Annotated in this window: 18 protein-coding genes and 3 pseudogenes; 13 read left to right on the top strand and 8 right to left on the bottom strand. The window is 71.1% G+C overall.

Annotation, left to right across the window (positions count from 1 at the left end; all coding sequences use genetic code 11):
* Window positions 1-53 precede the first annotated feature (53 nt).
* The 4 genes and pseudogenes from AQJ91_RS31250 to AQJ91_RS31235 form a co-directional block, all read left to right on the top strand.
* Complete coding sequence (locus AQJ91_RS31250; RefSeq protein ID WP_234383103.1) at window positions 54-1,331, top strand: cytochrome P450; 1,278 nt, start codon at window positions 54-56, stop codon at window positions 1,329-1,331.
* Window positions 1,328-2,116, top strand: a complete 789-nt coding sequence (locus AQJ91_RS31245) for a thioesterase II family protein (protein WP_067028192.1) — start codon at window positions 1,328-1,330, stop codon at window positions 2,114-2,116. The genes AQJ91_RS31250 and AQJ91_RS31245 overlap by 4 nt, the downstream gene beginning before the upstream one ends.
* A 51-nt stretch (window positions 2,117-2,167) precedes the next feature.
* Window positions 2,168-3,154: an aldo/keto reductase gene (locus tag AQJ91_RS31240; protein WP_067028190.1), complete on the top strand. Its 987-nt coding sequence runs from the start codon at window positions 2,168-2,170 to the stop codon at window positions 3,152-3,154.
* 127 nt (window positions 3,155-3,281) lie between these two features.
* Window positions 3,282-4,376 (top strand): annotated as a pseudogene (locus AQJ91_RS31235) (DUF5937 family protein); the annotation flags it as partial.
* A 41-nt stretch (window positions 4,377-4,417) separates the two neighbouring features.
* Here AQJ91_RS31235 and AQJ91_RS31230 read toward each other — a convergent pair.
* Both AQJ91_RS31230 and AQJ91_RS31225 read right to left on the bottom strand, forming a co-directional pair.
* Window positions 4,418-5,089, bottom strand: a complete 672-nt coding sequence (locus AQJ91_RS31230; RefSeq protein ID WP_067028299.1) for a response regulator transcription factor — start codon at window positions 5,087-5,089, stop codon at window positions 4,418-4,420.
* A gap of 65 nt (window positions 5,090-5,154) precedes the next feature.
* The gene (locus tag AQJ91_RS31225; RefSeq protein ID WP_067028188.1) at window positions 5,155-6,357 is read right to left on the bottom strand and encodes a sensor histidine kinase; all 1,203 of its coding nucleotides are present in this window, start codon (window positions 6,355-6,357) and stop codon (window positions 5,155-5,157) included.
* 118 nt (window positions 6,358-6,475) lie between these two features.
* Between AQJ91_RS31225 and AQJ91_RS31220 the strand changes: the two genes are divergently transcribed.
* Complete coding sequence (locus AQJ91_RS31220; RefSeq protein WP_067028186.1) at window positions 6,476-7,504, top strand: SAM-dependent methyltransferase; 1,029 nt, start codon at window positions 6,476-6,478, stop codon at window positions 7,502-7,504.
* A 21-nt stretch (window positions 7,505-7,525) separates the two neighbouring features.
* Here the strand turns inward: AQJ91_RS31220 and AQJ91_RS31215 are convergent, their stop codons facing one another.
* Window positions 7,526-8,677: an NADH-quinone oxidoreductase subunit D gene (locus AQJ91_RS31215; protein ID WP_067028185.1), complete on the bottom strand. Its 1,152-nt coding sequence runs from the start codon at window positions 8,675-8,677 to the stop codon at window positions 7,526-7,528.
* 31 nt (window positions 8,678-8,708) lie between these two features.
* On the opposite strand from AQJ91_RS31215, the gene AQJ91_RS31210 reads away from it, so the two are divergent.
* Window positions 8,709-9,212: a PH domain-containing protein gene (locus AQJ91_RS31210; RefSeq protein WP_067028183.1), complete on the top strand. Its 504-nt coding sequence runs from the start codon at window positions 8,709-8,711 to the stop codon at window positions 9,210-9,212.
* Window positions 9,209-10,543: a PH domain-containing protein gene (locus tag AQJ91_RS31205; protein ID WP_067028181.1), complete on the top strand. Its 1,335-nt coding sequence runs from the start codon at window positions 9,209-9,211 to the stop codon at window positions 10,541-10,543. Before AQJ91_RS31210 ends, AQJ91_RS31205 begins: the two co-directional genes overlap by 4 nt.
* A 40-nt stretch (window positions 10,544-10,583) precedes the next feature.
* Here AQJ91_RS31205 and AQJ91_RS31200 read toward each other — a convergent pair whose 3' ends face one another.
* Both AQJ91_RS31200 and AQJ91_RS31195 read right to left on the bottom strand, forming a co-directional pair.
* On the bottom strand, window positions 10,584-11,921 hold the full coding sequence (locus AQJ91_RS31200; RefSeq protein WP_199848066.1) for a hypothetical protein: 1,338 nt from the start codon (window positions 11,919-11,921) through the stop codon (window positions 10,584-10,586).
* A gap of 133 nt (window positions 11,922-12,054) precedes the next feature.
* Window positions 12,055-12,359 (bottom strand): annotated as a pseudogene (locus tag AQJ91_RS31195) (esterase); the annotation flags it as partial.
* 298 nt (window positions 12,360-12,657) lie between these two features.
* Between AQJ91_RS31195 and AQJ91_RS31190 the strand changes: the two are divergent.
* From AQJ91_RS31190 to AQJ91_RS31165, 6 genes and pseudogenes are all read left to right on the top strand, one after another.
* Window positions 12,658-14,466, top strand: a complete 1,809-nt coding sequence (locus tag AQJ91_RS31190; protein WP_067028175.1) for a phosphatidylglycerol lysyltransferase domain-containing protein — start codon at window positions 12,658-12,660, stop codon at window positions 14,464-14,466.
* 144 nt (window positions 14,467-14,610) lie between these two features.
* Window positions 14,611-15,475, top strand: a pseudogene (gene folP / locus AQJ91_RS31185) (dihydropteroate synthase); the annotation flags it as partial.
* A 643-nt stretch (window positions 15,476-16,118) separates the two neighbouring features.
* A complete protein-coding gene (locus tag AQJ91_RS31180; RefSeq protein ID WP_067028173.1) occupies window positions 16,119-16,622 on the top strand; it encodes a nuclear transport factor 2 family protein in 504 nt (167 codons plus the stop codon).
* A gap of 272 nt (window positions 16,623-16,894) precedes the next feature.
* Window positions 16,895-17,254, top strand: a complete 360-nt coding sequence (gene folB, locus AQJ91_RS31175; RefSeq protein WP_067028171.1) for a dihydroneopterin aldolase — start codon at window positions 16,895-16,897, stop codon at window positions 17,252-17,254.
* Window positions 17,251-17,862, top strand: coding sequence for a 2-amino-4-hydroxy-6-hydroxymethyldihydropteridine diphosphokinase (gene folK, locus AQJ91_RS31170; RefSeq protein ID WP_067028169.1), 612 nt, complete (start codon window positions 17,251-17,253; stop codon window positions 17,860-17,862). The genes folB and folK overlap by 4 nt, the downstream gene beginning before the upstream one ends.
* A 99-nt stretch (window positions 17,863-17,961) precedes the next feature.
* Window positions 17,962-18,450, top strand: a complete 489-nt coding sequence (locus AQJ91_RS31165; protein ID WP_067028167.1) for a DUF3180 domain-containing protein — start codon at window positions 17,962-17,964, stop codon at window positions 18,448-18,450.
* 31 nt (window positions 18,451-18,481) lie between these two features.
* On the opposite strand, the gene folE is transcribed toward AQJ91_RS31165, so the two are convergent.
* The 3 genes from folE to hpt all read right to left on the bottom strand — a co-directional run bounded on the left by folE (window position 18,482) and on the right by hpt (window position 22,000).
* The gene (folE, locus tag AQJ91_RS31160; protein WP_067028166.1) at window positions 18,482-19,087 is read right to left on the bottom strand and encodes a GTP cyclohydrolase I FolE; all 606 of its coding nucleotides are present in this window, start codon (window positions 19,085-19,087) and stop codon (window positions 18,482-18,484) included.
* A 117-nt stretch (window positions 19,088-19,204) separates the two neighbouring features.
* On the bottom strand, window positions 19,205-21,244 hold the full coding sequence (gene ftsH, locus AQJ91_RS31155; protein ID WP_067028164.1) for an ATP-dependent zinc metalloprotease FtsH: 2,040 nt from the start codon (window positions 21,242-21,244) through the stop codon (window positions 19,205-19,207).
* Window positions 21,245-21,439: 195 nt separating this feature from the next.
* On the bottom strand, window positions 21,440-22,000 hold the full coding sequence (gene hpt / locus AQJ91_RS31150; protein ID WP_067028163.1) for a hypoxanthine phosphoribosyltransferase: 561 nt from the start codon (window positions 21,998-22,000) through the stop codon (window positions 21,440-21,442).
* Window positions 22,001-22,065: the final 65 nt, after the last annotated feature.

The following is a 22,065-nucleotide window of genomic DNA, read 5'->3' as shown; positions in this document are numbered from 1 at the left end:
CATGCTCGTGTACGTTGTCTCGCGGCATCCTCCCGGACGAAAGGACAACCGCCTTGAAAGTCCATGACGCCGCCACACCCGACGCAGCGACTTCCGGATGTCCCGTGCACCAGGGGGCGGCAACCGATCTGGTCGACCCCTGGCTGTACAGCGGCGGCGACGCACACGCCGTATGGCGGTGGATGCGGGCCCAGGAGACCCTGACACGCCAGGAAGTCGACGAAAGACGCGGCTTCTGGAACATCGTCGGATTCGACGACGCCGAGCGCGTCCTACGCGACACCGGGACCTTCACCTCGGAGCGCGGCACCATGCTCGACCTCCTCGGCACCGACGACCCGGCCGGCGGCAAGCAGATCGCCGTCACCGACCCGCCGCGCCACACCGAAATGCAGACACGCCTGAAAAAGGCCCTCGCGGTGAAGGCCGTGGAGCGGCAGAAGGACATGATCAGAGCGCTGGTCGTCGACCTGATCGCCCCGCTGGGCGACGGCGGTGTGTTCGACTTCGCCGAGGCGATGCTGGCGATGCCGATGTCCGTGACCGGCACGATGATGGGTCTGCCCGAGACGGACTGGCCCTGGCTCAGCCGGCTGACGACCATCTGCATCGCCGCGGACGACCCCGAATACCAGGACCCGGGCGGCAAGGCGGCCACCCTGGCGCGGGCCCACCGCGACCTCTTCGCGTACTTCCAGGACCTGATGCGCTTCCGCCGCGCCAACCTCGGCGACGACCTGCTCAGCGTGCTGATCTCCACCGAGTTCGAGGGCCGCCGCATGGACCCCGGCGAGATCGTGGCGAACTGCTACAGCCTGCTGCTCGGCGCCAACGTCACCACCCCGCACTCCCCCAACTACGTGATGGCGGAGTTCATCGGCAAGGGCATCCTCGAGGACTGGGCCGCGCACCCGGAACTCACCACCTCGGCCACCGAGGAGGCACTGCGCTGGGCCTCGCCCGTCAACCACTTCCTGCGCTACGCGACCAGGGACGTGGAGGTCAGGAACACCAAGGTCAGCGCGGGTGACGCGGTGGTCGTCTGGCTCGGATCGGCCAACCGCGACGAGGCCGTCTTCCCCGACGCACGGACCTTCGACATCCGCCGCAGGCCCAACAAGCACGTGGCCTTCGGCATCGGCCCGCACTACTGCGTCGGGCACAGCGTGGCCCGGGTCACCCTGCGCATCCTGTTCGAGGAACTCCTCACCCGTTTCGAGGACTTCCAGCCGGCCGGCAAGCCGGAACGCCTCGCCTCGAACTTCGTCTCCGGCTGGAAGCACGTGCCCATCACCGCCCGGCCGCGCAGCGGCGCGGGCCAGGCCGGGTGACCGGGGCAAGGGCCGGCAGCGCCCCGTCCAGCCGGTGGCTGCGCCGCTTCCACACCGCCGAACCCGGTGCGGTACGGCTGTTCGTCTTCCCGCACGCCGGCGGCAACGCCTCGTTCTTCCACCCGTTCTCGGCCCGGCTCGCGCCGCGGGCCGAGGTGCTGGTCGTGCAGTACCCGGGGCGCCAGGAGCGGTTCCACGAGCCCTGCGTCGAGGACCTGCACGAGCTGGCCGACACCGTCGCCGCCGAACTCACCGAGTGGGCCGAGGAGCCGTTCGCCCTGTTCGGGCACAGCATGGGGGCCACCCTCGCCTTCGAGGTGGGCAGCCGGCTGCACGCCGCCGGGGCTCGCCCGAGCGCCCTGTTCGTGTCCGGCCGGCGTGCCCCCTCGGTGCCCGCGCCCGGCTCGGTGCACCTGGCGAGCGACGAGAAGCTGATCGCCGACATGAAGCTCCTGGGCGGCACCGACCCCCGGATGCTGGACAACCCCGAGCTGCTCGCGGCGATCCTGCCCGCGGTGCGCAGCGACTACGTCGCCACGGAGACCTACCGCTACCGGGGTGTGCCCCCGCTCGACTGTCCCGTCACCGCGTTCATCGGGGACGTCGACCCGCGCGTCGACGCCCCCATGGCACAGGCCTGGGCCGACCACACGACGGAGGGGTTCCGTCTCCATGTACTCGACGGAGGCCACTTCTTTCTCGTACCGCATATCGATGCCATTGTGGAGACCATCGCCACGGCTCTCGACACAACAGGCGAGCATGAACTGTTCACCCGGAATTAACGATTCCGGCCTCCGTCTCATGAAGTCCCGAAGCCCTGAAGAGGACCCCGCATGAAATACCGCGTCATCGGCAGCAACCCGGCCACCCGCCGCGAGGTGAGTGTTCTGAGCCTCGGTTCCATGCTCTTCGGGACGGTGACCGACGAAGCGACGTCCTTCGCCATTCTCGACCGTTTCGTCGAGGCGGGCGGCACCTTCATCGACACGTCCAACAACTACGCGTTCTGGGTCAACGGAACGCAGGGCGGGGAAAGCGAGGAACTGCTCGGCCGCTGGATCCGCAGCCGGGGCATCGGCGACGAGATCACCATCGCCACAAAACTCGGCGCCCGCCCGAACGCCCCGGCGACCGGTTTCAGCCGCGACGTCGAGGGACTTTCGGCCAAAACGATCCGGGAATCCGCCGAACGCAGCAGAGAACGGCTCGGCATCGAGCGCATCCATCTCCTGTACGCGCACATCCAGGACGAGAAGACCCCCCTGGAGGAGACCGTCACCGGCTTCGCCGAGGTCGTGGCCGACGGCGTCGCCGGCCTGCTCGGCGCGAGCAACCACTGGGCCTGGCGGGTGGAGGCCGCCCGCAACCTCGCCAAGGCCGCCGGACTGCCCGGCTACGAGGTCCTCCAGCACCACCACAGCTACCTGCGCCAGCGCACCGACATCCCCAGCCTGCGCTCGCCCGACGGCAACCAGGGCCTGGTCAGCGCGGACCTGCTCAGCTACGTACGGGCCAACCCGTCCCTCGCCCAGGTCGCCTACTCTCCGCTGCTGAGCGGGGCGTACGTGCGCGACGACAAGCCGCTGGGCCCGGGCTTCGAGCACGCGGGCACACCCACCCGCCTCCAGGCGGTGCGCGAGGTGGCCGAGGAGACCGGCACGAGCGTCAACCAAGTCGTCCTGTCCTGGCTGATCGGCGGCGACATCCCGATCCTGCCCCTGGTCGGCGCGTCCTCGGTCGAACAGCTCGACGACAGCCTGGCCGCCGTCGACCTCGACCTGACCTCGGAGCAGCGCGCCAAGCTCGACAGCGTGAACTAGGGGGTGTTTCGAAAGTCCCGCACAGCACCCACGGCGTCCGGCAGGCGCCACTTCCGAGACAGGTCCTAGGCCTGTCCATCAGGTCGCAGACGCGGGGCCAGGCGCGCCCGTCCGCCGGACCGGCCCCATGAGCGTGAGCATCGACATCGCGGGGCTGCGACGGTGGCGGGTCGCCGTCGTGCCCTCGCCCCTGGCCGAGCTCGGCATGGCGCTGCACGCACTGTCCGAACCGGGGCACCATCCGGGCCTGCAGGGCTGGGTGACAGGCGTGACCGCCCGGCTGGACTCGCACCTGGCCGACCGGATGTGCGAGGCCGACTTCCTGTGGCGGACGACGTTCTCGGACCTGTTCATGCGGTTCGCCGGCATCGCGGGCCGGACCACCCTGCCGGGCGCCACGCTCGCCGAGGACCTGGATCTGCTGGACAAGCTGACGGACGAGCAGTTCGTGGACGCGGCCCTGGAGTTCACGTGCGCGCTGCCCTACTGCTCGCACGTCCCCAACGCGCTCTCCGACGCCGAGGTGCGCCGGCGCGCGCTGGAGCTGGCCGCCTCGCGCGGGCCGCGGCAGGTGCGGTTCAGTGAGCGGCTGCTGTCCGACCCGCCCCGGATCCGGGCCTGGCTGCGGCAGTTCCTTCAGGACTGCGACGAGGCGTTCTTCGCGGAGACCTGGTCCCGGCTGCGCCACCAGCTCGCGGCGGACGCCCGTCACAAGTCCGATCTCCTGCGCCGCAAGGGCCTGGCCGAGGCGCTGGCCGCGGTGTCCCCGGCGGTGACGCTCGACGAGGGTGCCGCGCGGATCACGGTCGACAAGCTGGGCAGCGGCCGTTCGGCCACGGAGGACGGCGGCCTGCTGCTCATCCCGACCAGCCGGGCCGGCCGCATCTGAGCGTCCTGCACCGGTACGGCTGGCAGCCGGCGCTGCACTTCCCGGTCGGTTCGCCCGAGCTCGCGGCCCCGCCCTCCGTCGAGCAGCTCGCCCTGCGCATGACCGCGCTCTCCCACCCCGTCCGTATGCGCATGTGCCGCCATCTGGCCCGCAGCGCGTACACCACCAGCGAGCTCGCCCAGGTGCACGGCATGACGGCTCCGGAGATATCCCGGCATCTGGGCGTGCTGAAGAAGGCGGGCCTGCTCACCACGCGCCGCCGCCGGTCGGTACGTCCTGCACCAGCTGGACGTGACGGTGGTGGCCCGGCTGGGCAGCGACTCCCTGGAGGGATATTGCGGTAGCCCCGCGAGGGACAGCCCGGTGACGGCCCGTCAGCCGTGCCCGCCCGCCCGCACCAGCCCCGTCTCGTACGCCAGGACGACCACCTGCACCCGGTCCCTGAGCCCCACCTTGGTCAGGATGCGGCCCACATGGGTCTTCACCGTCGCCTCGGACAGCACCAGCCGGGCCGCGATCTCGCCGTTGGACAGCCCCTGGGCGACCAGCACCATGACCTCGCGCTCGCGGTCGGTGAGCCGCTCCAGCTCCTTGTGCTGGGGCTCCTTGCCGGCGGACGGCAGCATCGGCGCGAACCGGTCGAGCAGCCGGCGCGTGGTCGAGGGCGCCACCACCGCGTCACCGCTGTGCACGGCGCGAATGGCGGCGAGGAGTTCGCCGGGCGGCACGTCCTTGAGCATGAAGCCGGAGGCGCCCGCCTTCAGCCCGGAGAAGGCGTACTCGTCGAGGTCGAAGGTGGTCAGGATCAGCACCTTCGGCGGGTCGGGCTCCGAGCAGATGCGCCGGGTGGTCTCCACACCGTCGAGCTTCGGCATACGGACGTCCATCAGCACCACGTCGACAGGGGTCTCGCGCAGCACCTGAAGGGCCTCGACGCCGTCGCCCGCCTCCGCGACGACCTCCATGTCCGGCTGGGCGGCGAGCACCATCCGGAACCCGGTGCGCAGCAGCACCTGGTCGTCGACGAGCATCACGCGGATCGTCATCGGGTCCTCTTTCGTGTCCGTCTCAGGGGGGCGTTACAGGTGTCAACAGGGGGCGTGCGTCGGCGTCAGTGCGCTGGTTTGAGCGGCAGCAGGGCACTGATGCGGAATCCTCCGCCGGGCCGCGGTCCCGCGTCCAGGGTGCCGCCGACCATACCGACCCGCTCGCGCATCCCGATCAGTCCGTGGCCCCGGCCGTCGGCACCGCCCTCCTCGTACAGCTCGTGCGGGGCGCCCTTGCCGTCGTCCTCCACCAGCAGGCCGAGGCCGTCGTCGAAGTAGACCAGGCGGACACTCGCGCCCGCGTTCGGCCCGCCGTGCTTGCGGGTGTTGGTGAGCGCCTCCTGCACGATGCGGTACGCCGTGAGCTCGACGCCGCTGGGCAGCGGACGCGGGGTGCCCTCGACCTTGAAATCGACCGGCAGGCCGGAGCTGCGGCACTGCTGGACGAGGTCGTCGATCTGCTCGACGTCGGGCTGCGGAACGTACTCGCCGCCCTCCTGGTGCTCGCCGGTGCGCAGTACGCCGAGCAGGCGGCGCATCTCGGCGAGGGCCTGGCGGCCCGTGGAGGAGATGGTCTCCAGGGCCTTCTTCGCCTGGTCGGGCGCGGAGTCCAGGACGTAGGCGGCACCGTCGGCCTGCACCACCATCACCGAGACGTTGTGCGCCACGACGTCATGCAACTCGCGGGCGATCCGGGCACGCTCGGCGGCGACCGCGACCTTCGCCTGCGCCTCGCGCTCCTTCTCGAGCCGGGTCGCGCGCTCCTCCAGCTGTGCGAAGTAGGCGCGGCGGGTGCGGATCGAGTCGCCGAGCACCCAGGCCAGGGCGAACGGCACCGTAGTGAAGATCATGAGTGCGATGGTGCCGAGGACGCTCGACTCGTTCTCCGGCCAGCGCAGCTGCGCCAGGGGCGCCGCACACAGGCCGACGGCCAGCGCCAGCCGGGAGGCCCAGCGGGCCCCGGTCGCGGCCACGGTGTAGGTGATCACCAGCATGGCGAAGTTGGCGGGCGTGGGCGCGACGTCCAGCACCAGCTGCGCGACGCCCAGCGCGCCGGCCAGCAGCAGCATCTTCTCCGGCATGCGCCGCCGCAGCGCGACGACCAGGCACAGCAGGAGCACGACGGGGACGATGACGGCCTCGGACCCGGTGCCCCGCCCCTCGTCGGGCACCGTGATGCCAACCAGCGAGATCCCGAGGAGGAAGACGGCCCAGAAGGTGTCGACCCCGGTCGGGTGCCTGCGGAGGAAGTCATAGAGGCGCTGCACGTAACCCAGCGTAGGGAAGCCTGATGCGTGCGGGGGTCAACCGGAGGGCCGATCCGCAGGAGGCGCACGTACTCCCCAAGGTGGAGGCTGCCTTCCCCTGTGCGCATAGCCTGGGCCGGTGACAGCGGGGACGGCGGGCGAGTGGCGCGGTTGGCGGGCGGCGGCGGAATCCGCCCTCTACGGTCCGGACGGCTTCTATCGCCGGCCCGAGGGACCGGCCGGGCACTTCCGTACGTCCGTCCACGCGTCGCCGCTCTTCGCCGCGGCCGTGGCCCGGCTGCTGTGCCGGGTCGACGAGGCCCTGGGCCGGCCCGCCTCGCTCGGCTTCGTCGACATGGCGGCGGGACGGGGCGAACTGGTCACCGGGGTCCTCGCCGCGCTGCCCGCCGACGTGGCCGCCCGCGCGCGCGGGTACGCCGTCGAGATCGCCGACCGCCCCGCCGGCCTCGATCGCCGGATCGAGTGGCGGGCCGAGCCGCCACAGGGGCTCACCGGGCTGCTGTTCGCCAACGAGTGGCTGGACAACGTGCCCGTGGACGTCGCCGAGGTGGACACGGCGGGCGTACCGCGCCTCGTTCTCGTACGGGAGGACGGCACCGAGCGGCTCGGGGCGCCGGTCGGCGGCGCGCAGGCCCAGTGGCTCGCGCGGTGGTGGCCGCTGCCGACCGAGGAGGGGCTGCGCGCGGAGATCGGGCTGCCGAGGGACGAGGCCTGGGCGTCCGCGGTCGCGACGGTCGACCGGGGGCTCGCGGTCGCCGTGGACTACGCGCACACGGCGCACGCGCGGCCGCCCTTCGGGACGCTCACCGGCTTCCGGGAGGGGCGCGAGACGACGCCCGTGCCGGACGGGTCGTGCGACCTGACGGCGCACGTCGCCCTGGACGCATGCGCCGCGCACGCGGAGTACGCGCCGCGCATGCTCCCCGGCGCACGCCTGCTGCCACAACGCGACGCCCTGCGCGCCCTGGGCCTCACAGGCGCACGCCCCCCGCTCGCGCTGGCATCCACGCGCCCCGCGGAGTACGTACGCGCCCTCGCGAGCGCCGGCGAGGCCGCCGAGCTCACCGCGGCGGGCGGGCTCGGGGACTTCGGCTGGCTGCTTCAGCCGGTTGGAATTCCGGACCCACTCGACGACCGTTCGGCCTGACGGCTCTGTCGGCCCGACGGCTTACTTGTCGATGTCCCCGACCACGAAGAACAGCGACCCCAGAATCGCCACCATGTCCGCGACCAGCGTCCCCGGCAGCAGTTCCGTGAGCGCCTGGATGTTGTTGTACGAGGCCGAGCGCAGCTTCAGACGGTACGGGGTCTTCTCGCCCTTGCTGACGAGGTAGTAGCCGTTGATGCCGAGCGGATTCTCGGTCCACGCGTACGTGTGGCCCTCGGGCGCCTTGAGGACCTTGGGGAGCCGCTGGTTGATCGGGCCGGGCGGCAGGTCGGCGAGGCGGTCGAGGCAGGCGTCGGCGAGGTCGAGGGAGTTGTGGGTCTGCTCCAGGAGGCACTCGAAGCGGGCGAGACAGTCGCCCTCCCGCCGGGTGACGACCTTGAGCGTGTCCTGGAGCTCGCCGTACGCCAGGTAGGGCTCGTCGCGGCGCAGGTCGAAGTCCACGCCGGAGGCGCGCGCGATCGGCCCGCTCACGCCGTACGCGTGCACGGTCTCCGGCGCGAGGACGCCCACGTCCCGGGTGCGCCCCCGGAAGATCTCGTTGCCGAGCACCAGGCCGTCGAACCGGTCCATACGGGAGCGCAGGGCGGCGACGGAGGCACGCGCGCGTGCGGTCCAGCCGGCGGGCAGGTCCTCCTTGAGGCCGCCGACGCGGTTGAACATGTAGTGCATGCGCCCGCCGGAGACCTCCTCCATGACGTGCTGGAGTTCCTCGCGCTCCGTGAAGGCGTAGAAGATCGGGGTGATCCCGCCCAGCTCCAGCGGGTACGACCCCAGGAACATCAGGTGGTTGAGCACCCGGTTGAGCTCCGCGAGGAGCGTGCGCGTCCACACCGCGCGCGGGGGGACCTCCATGCCGAGCATGCGCTCCACGGCGAGGACCACGCCCAGCTCGTTGGAGAACGCCGACAGCCAGTCGTGGCGGTTGGCGAGCATGATGATCTGGCGGTAGTCGCGCGCCTCGAAGAGCTTCTCGGCGCCCCGGTGCATGTAGCCGATCACCGGCTCCGCGTGCGTGATGCGCTCGCCGTCCAGGACGAGCCTGAGGCGCAGCACACCGTGCGTGGACGGGTGCTGGGGCCCGATGTTGAGCACCATGTCGGTGCTCTCCGCGGCGCCGCCGATACCGACCATGGTCTCCGTCGTAGGAGTCATGGACACAGTCTCTCCTACGTACGCTGGGCCCATGGAGACGGGGAGTCCGGAAAACGTAGGGACAATGCGGGCCGAACCGGTCTGGATCGGGCTGCCGCCGGGACTGCTGCGGATGCGACGGCTGTTGCTGGTGGTGTGGCTGGGGCTGCTGGCCGTGGGACTCGGGCTGCTGCTCGGCATGCTCGCCGGGCCCGGCTGGGCCGCCTTCGCACTGCTGCCGCTGGCGCTGATGGCATGGGGCTGGGTGATGATCGGGCGCAACTGGCGCTCCTGGCGGTACGCCGAGCGCGCCGACGACCTACTGATCAGCCGAGGCGTGCTGTGGCGCGAGGAGACCGTCGTGCCGTACGGGCGGATGCAGCTCGTCGAGGTCACCTCCGGGCCCGTCGAGCGGCGCTTCGGCCTGGCCAGCGTGCAGCTCCACACCGCCGCCGCGGCGACCGACGCGACCATTCCAGGCCTGCACCCGGCCGAGGCGGAACGGCTGCGCGACCGGCTCACCGAGCTGGGCGAGGCACGATCGGCGGGACTGTGACCACACCGGGCGTCGGCGACGCCATACGGGAGCAGCGGCCCGTCACCGAGCGACGGCTGCACCCCGTGACACCGCTGAGGCGGGCGTGGGCGCCGGTCGCCGTGGTCATCGGGTGGGCCGTGCACGACCCCGACCAGGCACAGCGCCAGCTGACCCGGCTGACGACCACGACACTGCTGATCACGCTCGCCGTCGTCGTCCCGGCCGCCGCCCTCTACGGCTTTCTGACCTGGTGGTTCACACACTTCGCGGTGACCGACACCGAACTGCGCATCCGTACCGGCCTGGTGTTCCGGCGCAGCGCGCACATCCGGCTCGAACGGATCCAGGCCATCGACGTCACCCAGCCGCTCCTCGCGCGCGTGGCGGGCGTCGCGAAGCTGAAACTCGACGTCGTCGGCACCGACAAGAAGGACGAACTCTCCTTCCTGGGGGCGGACGAGGCGCGAGCGCTGCGCGCGGAACTCCTCGCGCGCGCCGCCGGATTCGCCCCCGAGACGGCGCACGAGGTCGGTGAGGCGCCCTCCCGCGAGCTGCTGCGCGTGCCGGCCGGCGTGCTCGCCGTCTCGCTCGTGCTGACCGGCGCGACCTGGGGCACGCTGGCCGCCGCGCTCGTCGTACCGCCGGTGCTGTGGCTGGCCACCGAGAGCGCGTGGACGGTCCTCGCCACCGCCGTCCCGCTGCTCGGCGCGGCGGGCGCGAGCAGTGTGGGGCGGTTCGTCGGCGAGTACGACTGGACGGTCGGCGAGTCGCCGGACGGGCTGCGCATCGACCACGGGCTGCTGGACCGTACGCACGAGACGGTGCCGCCGGGGCGCGTGCAGACCGTACGGATCGTGGAGCCGCTGCTGTGGCGGCGGCGCGGATGGGTGCGGGTCGAGCTGGACGTCGCCGGGTCGTCCAACTCGGTGCTCATACCGGTCGCCCCGCGCGAGGTCGCCGAATCGGTCGTCGCGCGCGTGCTGCCCGGCGTGACCGTCCCGCCGCGCGCGTCGCTGTCGGGTGTGCCGCGGCGGGCGAAGTGGTGCGTGCCGGTGTGGTGGCGGGGGTACGGATTCGTCGCCACCGACGCGGTGTTCGCCGCGCGGCAGGGGCTGCTGCGCCGGAGCGTGGCGCTCGTGCCGCACGCGAAGGTGCAGAGCGTACGACTGGTCCAGGGGCCCTGGGAGCGCGTGTGGCGGCTTGCCGAGGTGCATGTGGACACGGGGGCCGACAAGACCGTGACAGCGCGTCTGCGGGACGCGGAGGAGGCGGCGGAGCTGCTGCGGGAGCAGGCGGAGAGGTCACGGACGGGGCGGCGGGACGCGCGGCCGGATCGCTGGATGGCCTGACGTCCGTTCGGGGGCTGCCCGGCGTCGCCCGCAGGGTCTGTCAGGAAACCGCGCTCCGCAGCCCCTGTAGGTCGATCTGTTCCGTCTCGTCGTGTGCCGTCAGGTCGATGACCTGGCCGATGCCGCGGGACTCCTCGTCGGCCGGCTTGAACTCCGCCTCGGCCTCCGCCTTGTGGAGGGCGAGGGCCTCCTGGCCGACGACGTCCGCGAGGTCCTCGTTCTGGACGGCCTCCAGGGCGGCCGGGGCCGCCCCCTGCTTCGTGCCGAAGAAGTCGAAGTCGCCCTCGACCGCGGGACGCCGTACGGGAGTCGCCGGTACGACGGCCACCGCGGTCGGCGCTATGAAGTGACCCGAGGGCTGCTGGGCGGCCGGCTGGGCCGTCGTGGTGGTTGCGGCGGCCGCGCGCTCGTGCCCGTCGGCCGCCTCGGGCTTCCCCTGCGCCTCGTCCTCCTGCGCGGGCTCCGTTCCGGAGCCTCCGGGAGCACCCGCCTCGACGGCGGCCGAAGCGACCTTCACCGGCTCGTCGTTGGACGGGCTGTCGCTCTTCGCGGGCTCGTTGTTCTTCGCGGGCTCGTTGTTCTTCGCGGGCTCGTTGTTCTTCGCCGGGCCGTCCCCCTTCGGGGAGTCGTCGCCCTTCGGGGAGTCGTCCCTCTTCGGGGAGCCGTCGCCGTTGGGGAAGTCGTCACCGTTCGGGAAGTCGCCCCCCTCCGGGGCGCCGTTCTCGTCGAAACGTGCCAGCGCCGCCTTCGCCCGCAGGAACAGCTGGGAACCCTCCGGCGAGAAGATCACGGGAGCCTCCGCCGTCTCCTCGGCGGCCTCGGTGTCCGCCGTCTCCGTCCTGGCCGGGGCAGCCACAGCCCCCGCCTCCGCCTCGGAAACGTCCGCCGCGACCGGAACCGGCGGCAACGCGCGCGTGGGGGTCGCCGCCTCTATCTCGAGCACGCGGCGGCTCTCCAGGACACTCGCGCGCTCGGTCTCCGCCGTGGCGTACCGGCGCAGCAGCGCGGCGTGCTCGTTGCGCAGCCCCGCCAGCTCCGCGCGCTTGGCCCGCAGCCGCTGCTCCAGCTTGCCGCGCAGCTCGCGCGACTCCTCGAGGTCGGTCTCCAGTTCGGCGACCCGCTCCTCGTGCCGCCACTCGTCGCTCGCACGCGCGCGCGTGAGATCGGCGACCTGTTTGCCCGCCTGGGTGTCCCACCGGCGCATGACGACCGCACCGCCGACCGCCGTGACCGCGGCGACGGCGGCCAGACCGCGGAGCACCGTCGGCTCCGAGAACACCCAGGGGGCGAGCGCGCAGACGGCGGAGACGCCTGCGATCGCCGACGGGGGCAGCAGCCTGTGCAAGGGCGGGGAATGGCGGTGGCGTCCACGTGGCATGGCCAGAAACTTACCGCGCGTAGGCGAATCGTGGTGCCCCGCCCCGTAAAAACACAGCCATCCCACTGCGTTCACACGGCATCAGGAATCGGACCGGCCACCGAATTCGGCGAGAACCACCACTGGACCGCCCTCACCGGTCGCTCAACCGCCCGCTCATCCACTGCAGCGTCCCCGGAATCTCGCGCCGCCAGGTGTTGAAGTTGTGCCCGCCGCTTTCGAGGATGATCGACGAGATCCGGGTCAGCTTCGTGGCCTTCACGCGCTCTATGAACTTCAGCGTGTCCTCGTAGTTGGATTCTCCAACTTTGCTGCTGCTGACGAGCAGTGAAGTGTCCGGCGCGGGCATGTGCTTGACCGGCCGGCGGCGTACACCTCGGGGTGGTGCATGCCGAGCTTCAGCACGCAGTAGCCGCCCGTGGAGTCGCCGATGACGCCCTGGCCGTTCTCCTGCCCGAACAGGTCGGCCCAGCTCGCGTGGAACCCGAAGGCCTGGTTGCGCGCCAGCCGTGGCCACAGCCACAAAGTGCCGACGAACAGCGGGACGGCGGACAGGACCGCCAACGCCGGCACGGACTTTCCCTGGCCTTTGAAACGGCTTTGGGGAAGCGAGTGAACCTCTCCCCCCGAGACACCGTCCTAGAGGGCGCAATGTCGCCGGATGCCCCAATCGGCACCGGATCCAAGGTCTCTCGCAGAACTATGGGATGCGATGTCTGTCAGGACAGATGAGGAAATGTCGGGCGGGATTCCGAAACGATCGAGCCGGGTACGGCACCTGCTCCGCGGCCCGCGCCCGGAGGCGGTTCCCGTTCTCGTCGGCAAGGCGTGCGCCCTCGTGGGCCTGCTGGACATCGCCGCGGGCGTCTTCCCGCGCTTCCGGCACAGCCGTATGCATGCCGTCGCCGAGGTGCTGCCGGGCGCGATGGGTCCGTTCGCGGCCGCGCTCTCGCTCAGCGCCGGAGTGCTGTTGCTGCTGCTCGCCCACGGCCTCCGGCGCGGCAAGCGCCGTGCCTGGCGGGCCGCCGTCGTCCTGCTGCCGGCCGGCGCGGTGGCGCAGTTCACGTACCGCCACTCACTGGTGGGCGTGCTCATCTCGCTCGCGCTGCTCGCGCCGCTGCTGCGCCATCGCGACCAGTTCGCGGCCCTGCCCGACCCGCGCAGCCGGTGGCGTGCGCTGGCCAACTTCGTCCTCATGGGCGCCGGTTCCCTCGCTCTCGGGCTGATCATCGTCAGCGTCCACCCGAAGACCCTGTTGGGCGACCCGAGCCTGGCCGATCGCATTACGCACGTCATCTACGGCCTGTTCGGCTTCGAGGGTCCGGTCGACTACCAGGGCGCCACTTCGTGGACGGTCGCCTTCTCCCTTGGCGCCCTCGGCCTGCTCACCGCCGTCACCACCATCTACCTGGCCTTCCGCCCCGAACACCCGGCCGCACGCCTCACCGAGGACGACGAGGTCCGGCTGCGCGCCCTGCTGGAGAAGCACGGCGGCCGTGACTCCCTCGGCCACTTCGCCCTGCGCCGCGACAAGGCCGTCGTCTTCTCCCCCAGCGGCAAGGCCGCCGTGACGTACCGCGTCGTCTCCGGCGTGATGCTCGCCAGCGGCGACCCGATCGGCGACGTCGAGGCCTGGCCCGGCGCCATCGAGCGGTTCATGGACGAGGCCCGCGCCCACTCCTGGACCCCCGCCGTCATGGGCTGCTCCGAGACCGGCGGCGAGGTCTGGGCCCGTGAGACCGGCCTCGACGCCCTCGAACTGGGCGACGAGGCGGTGGTGGAGGTCCCGGATTTCTCGCTCGCCGGCCGCGCGATGCGCAATGTGCGCCAGATGGTCAAGCGCATCGAGCGCGCCGGTTACGAGACCCGGGTACGACGTGTCCGTGACCTCGGCGACGCCGAGCTGGACCGCATCCGCCGCGCCGCCGACGACTGGCGCGGCACCGACACCGAACGCGGCTTCTCCATGGCCCTGGGTCGCATCGGAGACCCCTCCGACGGCAACTGCCTCATCGCCACCGCCCACAAGGCAGACGACCAGCCGGGTCCGTACGGCGACTTGAAGGCCATCCTCCACTTCGTGCCGTGGGGCACCGACGGCGTCTCCCTGGACCTGATGCGCCGCGACCGCTCGGCCGGCCCCGGCATGAACGATCTGCTCATCGTCGCGGCACTGCAGGCGGCGCCGAGGCTCGGTATCGCGCGCGTGTCGCTCAACTTCGCCATGTTCCGCTCGGCGCTTGCTCGCGGCGAGAAGATCGGCGCGGGCCCGGTGCTGCGCGCCTGGCGCGAACTGCTGGTGTTCCTGTCCCGGTGGTTCCAGATCGAGTCGCTGTACAAGTTCAACGCGAAGTTCCGGCCCCGCTGGGAGCCGCGTTTCGTCGTCTACCGCGCCTCCGCCGACCTGCCCCGCATCGGCTTCGCCGCCATGCAGGCGGAGGGCTTCGTCAGCCTGGCCATGCCCCGCCTCCTGCGCCGCCGCCCGGCGGTCCCGCGCCCCTGCGCCCACGCGGTCGCGGAACAGCGGGACGTCCGCGCGGCGTAACGACCCCGCGGGACATGTACGCCCGCGAGACCGGCCCGGGACGGCCACGGACAGGCCCGGGCGGAAGCCCCGCCCCCTCCGGCCCGGGGGCTTCCGCCCGGGCCGCACGACCTCGCGGTACCGCCCTGGGCCTACGCTGAACGTATGAGCAAGCAGAGCGGACGCGGACGCGTCGCCGGCCTTCCGGAATGGGACCGCTGCGCGGTCATGGGAGTCGTCAACGTGACCCCCGACTCCTTCTCCGACGGCGGCCGCTGGTTCGACACGACGGCCGCCGTGAAGCACGGCCTCGAGCTGGTCACCGAGGGCGCCGACCTGGTCGATGTCGGCGGCGAGTCCACCCGTCCCGGCGCCACCCGCGTCGACGGGGCCGAGGAACTCAAGCGCGTCATCCCCGTCGTCCGCGGCCTCGCCTCCGAGGGCGTCGTCGTCTCCGTCGACACCATGCGCGCCTCCGTCGCCGAACAGGCCCTCGCCGCCGGCGCCGCCCTCGTCAACGACGTCAGCGGCGGCCTCGCCGACCCCGCGATGGTCCCGGTCGTCGCCGACGCCGGTGCCCCCTTCATCGTCATGCACTGGCGCGGCTTCCTGGAGGGCGGCAACATCCGGGGCGTCTACGCCGACGTCGTCGCCGAAGTCGCCGACGAGCTCCACGCACGCGTGGAGGCCGTCCTGGAGGGCGGTATCGCACCCGAGCGCGTCGTCGTCGACCCCGGCCTCGGCTTCTCCAAGGACGCCGAGCACGACCTCACCCTCATCGCCCACCTCGACCGCCTCCTCGGCCTCGGACACCCGCTGCTCGTCGCCGCCTCCCGAAAGCGCTTCCTCGGCCGCGTCCTCGCCGGACCGGAGTCCGCCCCACCGCCCGCCCGCGAGCGCGACGCGGCCACGGCCGCCGTCTCCGCGCTCGCGGCGCACGCCGGCGCATGGGCGGTGCGCGTGCACGAGGTGCGCGCCACGGCGGACGCGGTGCGGGTGGCGCACGCGATCGAGGGAGCGCGTACGGCGGAGAACGCGCCAGGCTCGGACATCGCAGGCATGGCGCGCAGGTCAGAACAGGCGCCGAGCGCGAAAGCCGCACGCGGGGTGCAGGCCATAACGATCACGCCGGGTACGGAAGCCACACACGGAGCGCCGGCCACAACGGTCGCGCCGGGCGCGGGCAACTCGCGCGGGGCGCATCCCACGACACACACGCCGGGTGCGGAAGCCACACGGGGGGCGCCGGCCACGACACACACGCCAGGCGGGGACAACCCGCGCAGGACGCAGCCCACGACACACACGCCAGGCGGGGACAACCCGCGCGGAGCGCAGCCCACAACCCACACGCCAGGCGGAGACAACCCGCGCAGGACGCAGCCCACGACACACACGCCAGGCGGGGACAACCCGCGCAGGGCGCAGCCCACAACCCACACGCCAGGCGGAGACAACTCGCCCATGGCGCAGACGAGCGACCACGCCCCCAGCGCAGACACTCCGCAGCAGGCGCAGACAACACAGCGCACGCCCTGCACGGACACCCCGCGCCCGGCGCAATCACCAGAGCCCAAGCCCAGCGCACACACCCACGAGAGCGCCCACTCGTCCCCCGAAAGCGCCCCCTCCCCCGAAGACGCGCCACCCGCCCCCGGCGCAGAAGGAGCCCGGTGAGCGCCCCCCACACCGACGTCGAGCAGGTGGAAGCCGCCAACACCGCCTTCTACGAGGCCATGGAGCGCGGCGACTTCGAGGCGCTGTCCTCGCTCTGGCTCACCCCGTCCGACCTGGGCGTCGACGAGACGTACCACGACCCGGCGGACACCGGCGTGGTCTCCTGCGTGCACCCCGGCTGGCCCGTGCTCACCGGCCGCGGCGAGGTCCTCAGGTCGTATGCGCTGATCATGGCGAACACCGACTACATCCAGTTCTTCCTCACCGACGTACATGTCTCGGTCACCGGCGACACCGCCCTGGTGACCTGCACCGAGAACATCCTCAGCGGCGGCCCCGCACCCGAGGGCGGCGAGGAACTCGGCCCGCTCGTCGGCCAGCTGGTGGTCGCCACCAACGTGTTCCGCCGCACGCCCGAGGGCTGGAAGATGTGGTCCCATCACGCCTCCCCCGTTCTGGCCGAAAACGACGAGGCCGAGAGCGACGACACACCCTCGTGAGTGGGTAGGCGCCCCACCGGGACCACTCGGAGGACCGCCCGCCGGAACCAAGAGTGGTTGGAATCACGCACCCCTGGGTAGGGGCGGCTACCAACCCGTGAGCCGCCGGGTTCCCCAGGGGAAACACGCGATGAATCCTCCTGGTCCCGGCACGGGCCCACGCCCCCGTGGCCCGGTCCTGTCAGTGCCCGCAGGTAGATTCGTTCGAGGCCGGTGTGCCGCCCACACGCGGCACGAACCGGCCGTCACCGACGATTGCAGGAGTGATTCGCGTGGATCGTGTCGCGCTGCGCGGCCTGAAGGCCCGCGGGCACCACGGTGTGTTCCCCAAGGAGCGCGAGGAGGGCCAGACCTTCGTCGTGGACCTCGTCCTGGGCCTGGACACCCGGCCGGCCGCCGCCGACGACGACCTGGCGAAGACCGTGCACTACGGCATCGTGGCGGAGGAGGTCGTGGCCGTCGTCGAGGGTGAGCCCGTCGACCTCATCGAGACGCTCGCCGAGCGCATCGCCCAGGCCTGTCTGAAGCACGAGGGGGTCCAGGAGGTCGAGGTCTGCGTCCACAAGCCCGACGCGCCGATCACGGTCCCCTTCGACGACGTGACCGTCACCATCACCCGGAGCCGAGCATGACCGCGTCCTTCACCGAGGGTCACAGCGACCCGACCGTACAGCCGGTACCCGCCTCCGTCGTCGAGAAGGTCGACGCCGCCGACACCACCCTCCACAACCCGAAACGGGCCGTGCTCTCCCTCGGCGCCAACCTCGGCAACCGCCTGGAGACCTTGCAGGGCGCCATCGACGCCTTGGAGGACACCCCGGGCGTCCGCGTCAAGGCCGTGTCCCCTGTCTACGAGACGGAGCCGTGGGGCGTCGAGCCCGGCAGCCAGCCCTCGTACTTCAACGCGGTCGTCGTCCTCAAGACGACGCTCCCCCCGACCTCCCTCCTGGAGCGGGCACATGCCGTCGAGGAGGCATTCCACCGGGTACGGGACGAGCGCTGGGGCGCGCGCACCCTCGACGTCGACATCGTCGCGTACGCCGACGTCATCTCGGACGACCCGCAGCTCACCCTCCCCCACCCGCGCGCCCACGAACGCGCCTTCGTCCTCGCCCCCTGGTACGACGTGGAACCCGAGGCCCAGTTGCCCGGCCGCGGCACCGTCGCCGGCCTCCTGGACGCCGTCACCCGCGAGGGCGTCACGCCGCGCAAGGACCTGGAACTCCAGCTGCCCGAATAGTCGTTAAGGTCAAGACGACCGCAGGGACGGCCGGGCCGGACGACCACCACGTGGATGACCGCACGGAGCAGAAGCCGTCCAGGGAGCTGAAGGGACACCGTGAGAGAGCTGCACATCAGGGTGCTGGCCGGCGTCTTCGCCGTCGCCGGCATCCTGTCCTGGGCGGGCGCCCGCCTCTGGAACTCCGTCGGAACCCTCCCCAGCGTCCCCCTGGCCGCCCCCGTCGTCCTGGCCCTGATCGCCGTGGTCCTTCTGGCCACGGCGCTCTCGATCCGCGCCCGCCTCAGGGCCCAGCGCGAGCGCCGCCCCGGCGCCAAGGGCGTCGACCCCCTGATGGCCGCCCGCGCGGTGGTCTTCGGCCAGGCCAGCGCCCTGGTGGCCGCCCTGGTCTCCGGTATGTACGGCGGCACCGGCGTCTTCCTGCTGGAGTCCCTCGACATCCCCGCCCGCCGCGACCAGGCCATCTACGCCGGCTTCTCGGTCCTGGCCGGCATCGGTGTCATAGTGGCGGCCATCTTCCTGGAGCGGGTGTGCCGGCTCCCGGAGGACGACGAACACAACGGCGCGGGGGCCGCGCCGGCGGCCTGAGTCGCCCAGGCGGCGGCCCGCAGCGGCGGCCTCAGCGGGCCATGATGAGGCTCATCGCCTCGTTGCGCGTCGCCGCGTCCCGCAGCTGCCCCCGCACCGCCGACGTTATGGTCTTCGCGCCCGGCTTGCGGATGCCGCGCATCGACATGCACATGTGCTCGCACTCCACGACGACGATCACACCGCGCGGCTCCAGGATCTCCATCAGGGAGTCCGCGATCTGCGTGGTGAGTCGTTCCTGCACCTGCGGACGGCGGGCGTACACGTCCACGAGACGGGCCAGCTTGGACAGGCCGGTGATCTTGCCGGTGGTGGACGGGATGTATCCCACATGGGCGACGCCCCGGAACGGCACCAGATGATGCTCACAAGTGCTGTACACCTCGATGTCCTTCACGAGCACCATCTCGTCGTGCCCCAGGTCGAACGTGGTCGTCAGCACGTCCTCGGGCTGCTGCCACAACCCCGCGAAGATCTCCCGGTACGCCCGCGCCACCCGCGCCGGCGTCTCCCTGAGTCCCTCACGGTCCGGGTCCTCGCCGACCGCGATCAGCAGTTCGCGTACGGCGTTCTCGGCGCGCTTCTCGTCGAACTCGCCGATGGAGCCCTCGCCGTCCAGCATCACGGGGTCGGTCATGTGGTGCCTCGTTCCTGTGCGGGTCACACGGCCTGAAAATGCCGTGCCCCCCAGGCTAAAACCTGGGGGGGCACGGCATCCATTCCGGGCCTGGTGGGGCCACCGGGGCCGACGGCGTCAGCTGTCGGTGCGGTCCTCGGGGGCCGGCTCGGCCACCGGGGCGGTCTCCGTCGCCGTCGACTTGGCGGTGGTGATCGCCGGGGTCGCGCCGTTGGCACCGTTCGTCAGTGCGAGCTCCTTGGGGGAGAGCACCGGCGGGCGGGTGGACGGCGTACGGCGGGAGGAGCCGGTCCAGGCGGGCCTGGGCGGGCGCCTGACGATGGGGGCGAAGATCTCGGCGATCTGCTCCTTGCCCAGCGTCTCCTTCTCCAGCAGCTGGAGCACCAGGTTGTCGAGGACGTCGCGGTTCTCGACCAGGATCTCCCAGGCCTCGTTGTGCGCGTTCTCGATGAGCTTCTTGACTTCCTCGTCCACCAGCGCGGCGACCTCTTCGGAGTAGTCACGCTGGTGAGCCATCTCACGTCCGAGGAAGGGCTCGGTGTTGTCGCCGCCGAACTTGATCGCACCCAGGCGCTCGGTCATGCCGTACTGCGTGACCATCGAGCGGGCCGTGGCCGTGGCCTTCTCGATGTCGTTCGCAGCGCCCGTGGTCGGGTCGTGGAAGACGAGCTCCTCGGCCGCGCGGCCGCCCAGCATGTAGGCCAGCTGGTCGAGCATTTCGTTGCGCGTGGTCGAGTACTTGTCCTCGTCCGGCAGGACCATCGTGTAGCCGAGGGCACGGCCTCTCGACAGGATCGTGATCTTGTGGACCGGGTCGGAGTTCGGGGAGGCCGCCGCGACCAGGGCGTGGCCGCCCTCGTGGTACGCGGTGATCTTCTTTTCCTTGTCCGACATGATCCGGGTCCGCTTCTGCGGGCCCGCCACGACGCGGTCGATGGCCTCGTCCAGCATGTGGTTGTCGATCAGCTTCTTGTCCGAGCGGGCGGTGAGCAGTGCGGCCTCGTTGAGGACGTTGCTCAGGTCCGCGCCGGTGAAGCCCGGGGTGCGGCGGGCGACCGCCGACAGGTCGACGTCCGGAGCGACCGGCTTGCCCTTCTGGTGGACCTTGAGGATCTCCAGACGGCCCTGCATGTCCGGGCGGTCGACCGCGATCTGGCGGTCGAAGCGGCCGGGGCGCAGGAGGGCCGGGTCGAGGATGTCGGGCCGGTTCGTCGCGGCGATGAGGATCACGCCGCCCTTGACGTCGAAGCCGTCCATCTCGACGAGCAGCTGGTTCAGGGTCTGCTCGCGCTCGTCGTGACCACCGCCGAGGCCGGCGCCGCGATGGCGGCCGACCGCGTCGATCTCGTCGACGAAGACGATCGCCGGCGCGTTCGCCTTGGCCTGCTCGAACAGGTCACGGACTCGGGAGGCACCGACACCGACGAACATCTCGACGAAGTCGGAACCGGAGATCGAGTAGAAGGGGACGCCGGCCTCGCCCGCGACGGCGCGCGCGAGCAGGGTCTTGCCGGTGCCGGGCGGGCCGTACAGCAGTACGCCCTTGGGGATCTTCGCCCCGACGGCCTGGAACTTGGCCGGCTCCTGGAGGAACTCCTTGATCTCGTGGAGCTCCTCGACCGCCTCGTCCGAGCCGGCGACGTCGGAGAACGTCGTCTTCGGGGTGTCCTTGGTGATGAGTTTCGCCTTGGACTTGCCGAATTGCATGACTCGGCCGCCGCCGCCCTGCATCTGATTCATCAGAAACAGGAAGACGACCACGATGAGGACGAAGGGGAGCAGGGACAGCAGGATGCTGACGAAGGCGTTCTGCTTCGTCGGCGAGACGGTGTACCCGTCGGGGATCTGCTTGTCCTGGAACTTGTTCTGCAGCGTGCCGGCGATGGTCACGCCCTGGTCGCCGATGTAGCTCGCCTGGATCTTCGAGCTGCCGTCGACCTTTTCGCCGTCCTTGAGCTGGACCTTGATGGTCGACTCGTCGCCGGTGGTCAGCTTGGCTGATTCGACCTTGTTGTCATTGATCGCCTGGACGACCTGGCCGGTGTCCACCGTCTTGTAGCCGCCGGACGAGCCGACGACCTGCATCAACACGACCACGGCAAGGACGGCCAGCACGATCCACATGACCGGCCCACGGAAGTATCGCTTCACGTCCATCCATACGGAGCGGTGCCGCCCCGTCCCTCCTGCCATAGTGAGTTTGATAAGACAGTTCTTCTGACGGTACCCCAGCTTTGTCGCGCGGAGCCGCACGGGCGGGCTGGCAAACCCGTCTGCATGCTCCAACGGCGCGAGGCCCGCCAGGGTTCCCGATCGTCCTACGAGCGTCCCATGGGCACCGGGCCCTTCGGGTCAGCCGCCGTAGACGTGGGGCGCGAGCGTACCGACGAACGGGAGGTTGCGGTACTTCTCGGCGTAGTCGAGGCCGTAGCCGACGACGAACTCGTTGGGGATGTCGAAGCCGACCCACTCCACGTCGATGGCGACCTTGGCGGCGTCGGGCTTGCGCAGCAGGGTGCACACCTTGAGCGACTCCGGCTCGCGCGAGCCGAGGTTGGACAGCAGCCAGGACAGGGTCAGGCCGGAGTCGATGATGTCCTCGACGATCAAGACGTGCTTGCCCTTGATGTCGGTGTCGAGGTCCTTGAGGATCCGCACGACACCGGAGGACTGGGTGCCCGCGCCGTACGAGGACACCGCCATCCAGTCCATGGTGACGGGGGTGGACAGCGCCCGGGCGAGGTCGGCCATGACCATCACCGCGCCCTTGAGGACGCCGACGATGAGCAGGTCCTTGCCCGCGTACTCCGCGTCGATCTTCGCGGCCAGCTCGGCCAGCTTCGCGTCGATCTCTTCCTTGGTGATGAGTACCTGCTTGAGGTCGGCACCCATGTCTTTCGCGTCCACCCGCATCACTTTCGGTCGTCCCGCACTTACGGCCGTCGGCCCGTCCGGTCTCCCCGGAGGGGAGACCCGGC

Origin of the sequence: Streptomyces dysideae (genome assembly GCF_001514305.1) — a bacterium.
Classification (GTDB): Bacteria; Actinomycetota; Actinomycetes; order Streptomycetales; family Streptomycetaceae; genus Streptomyces; species Streptomyces dysideae.
Note: the sequence above shows the minus strand (reverse complement) of the source record. Positions and strands in the feature narration are given on the sequence as shown.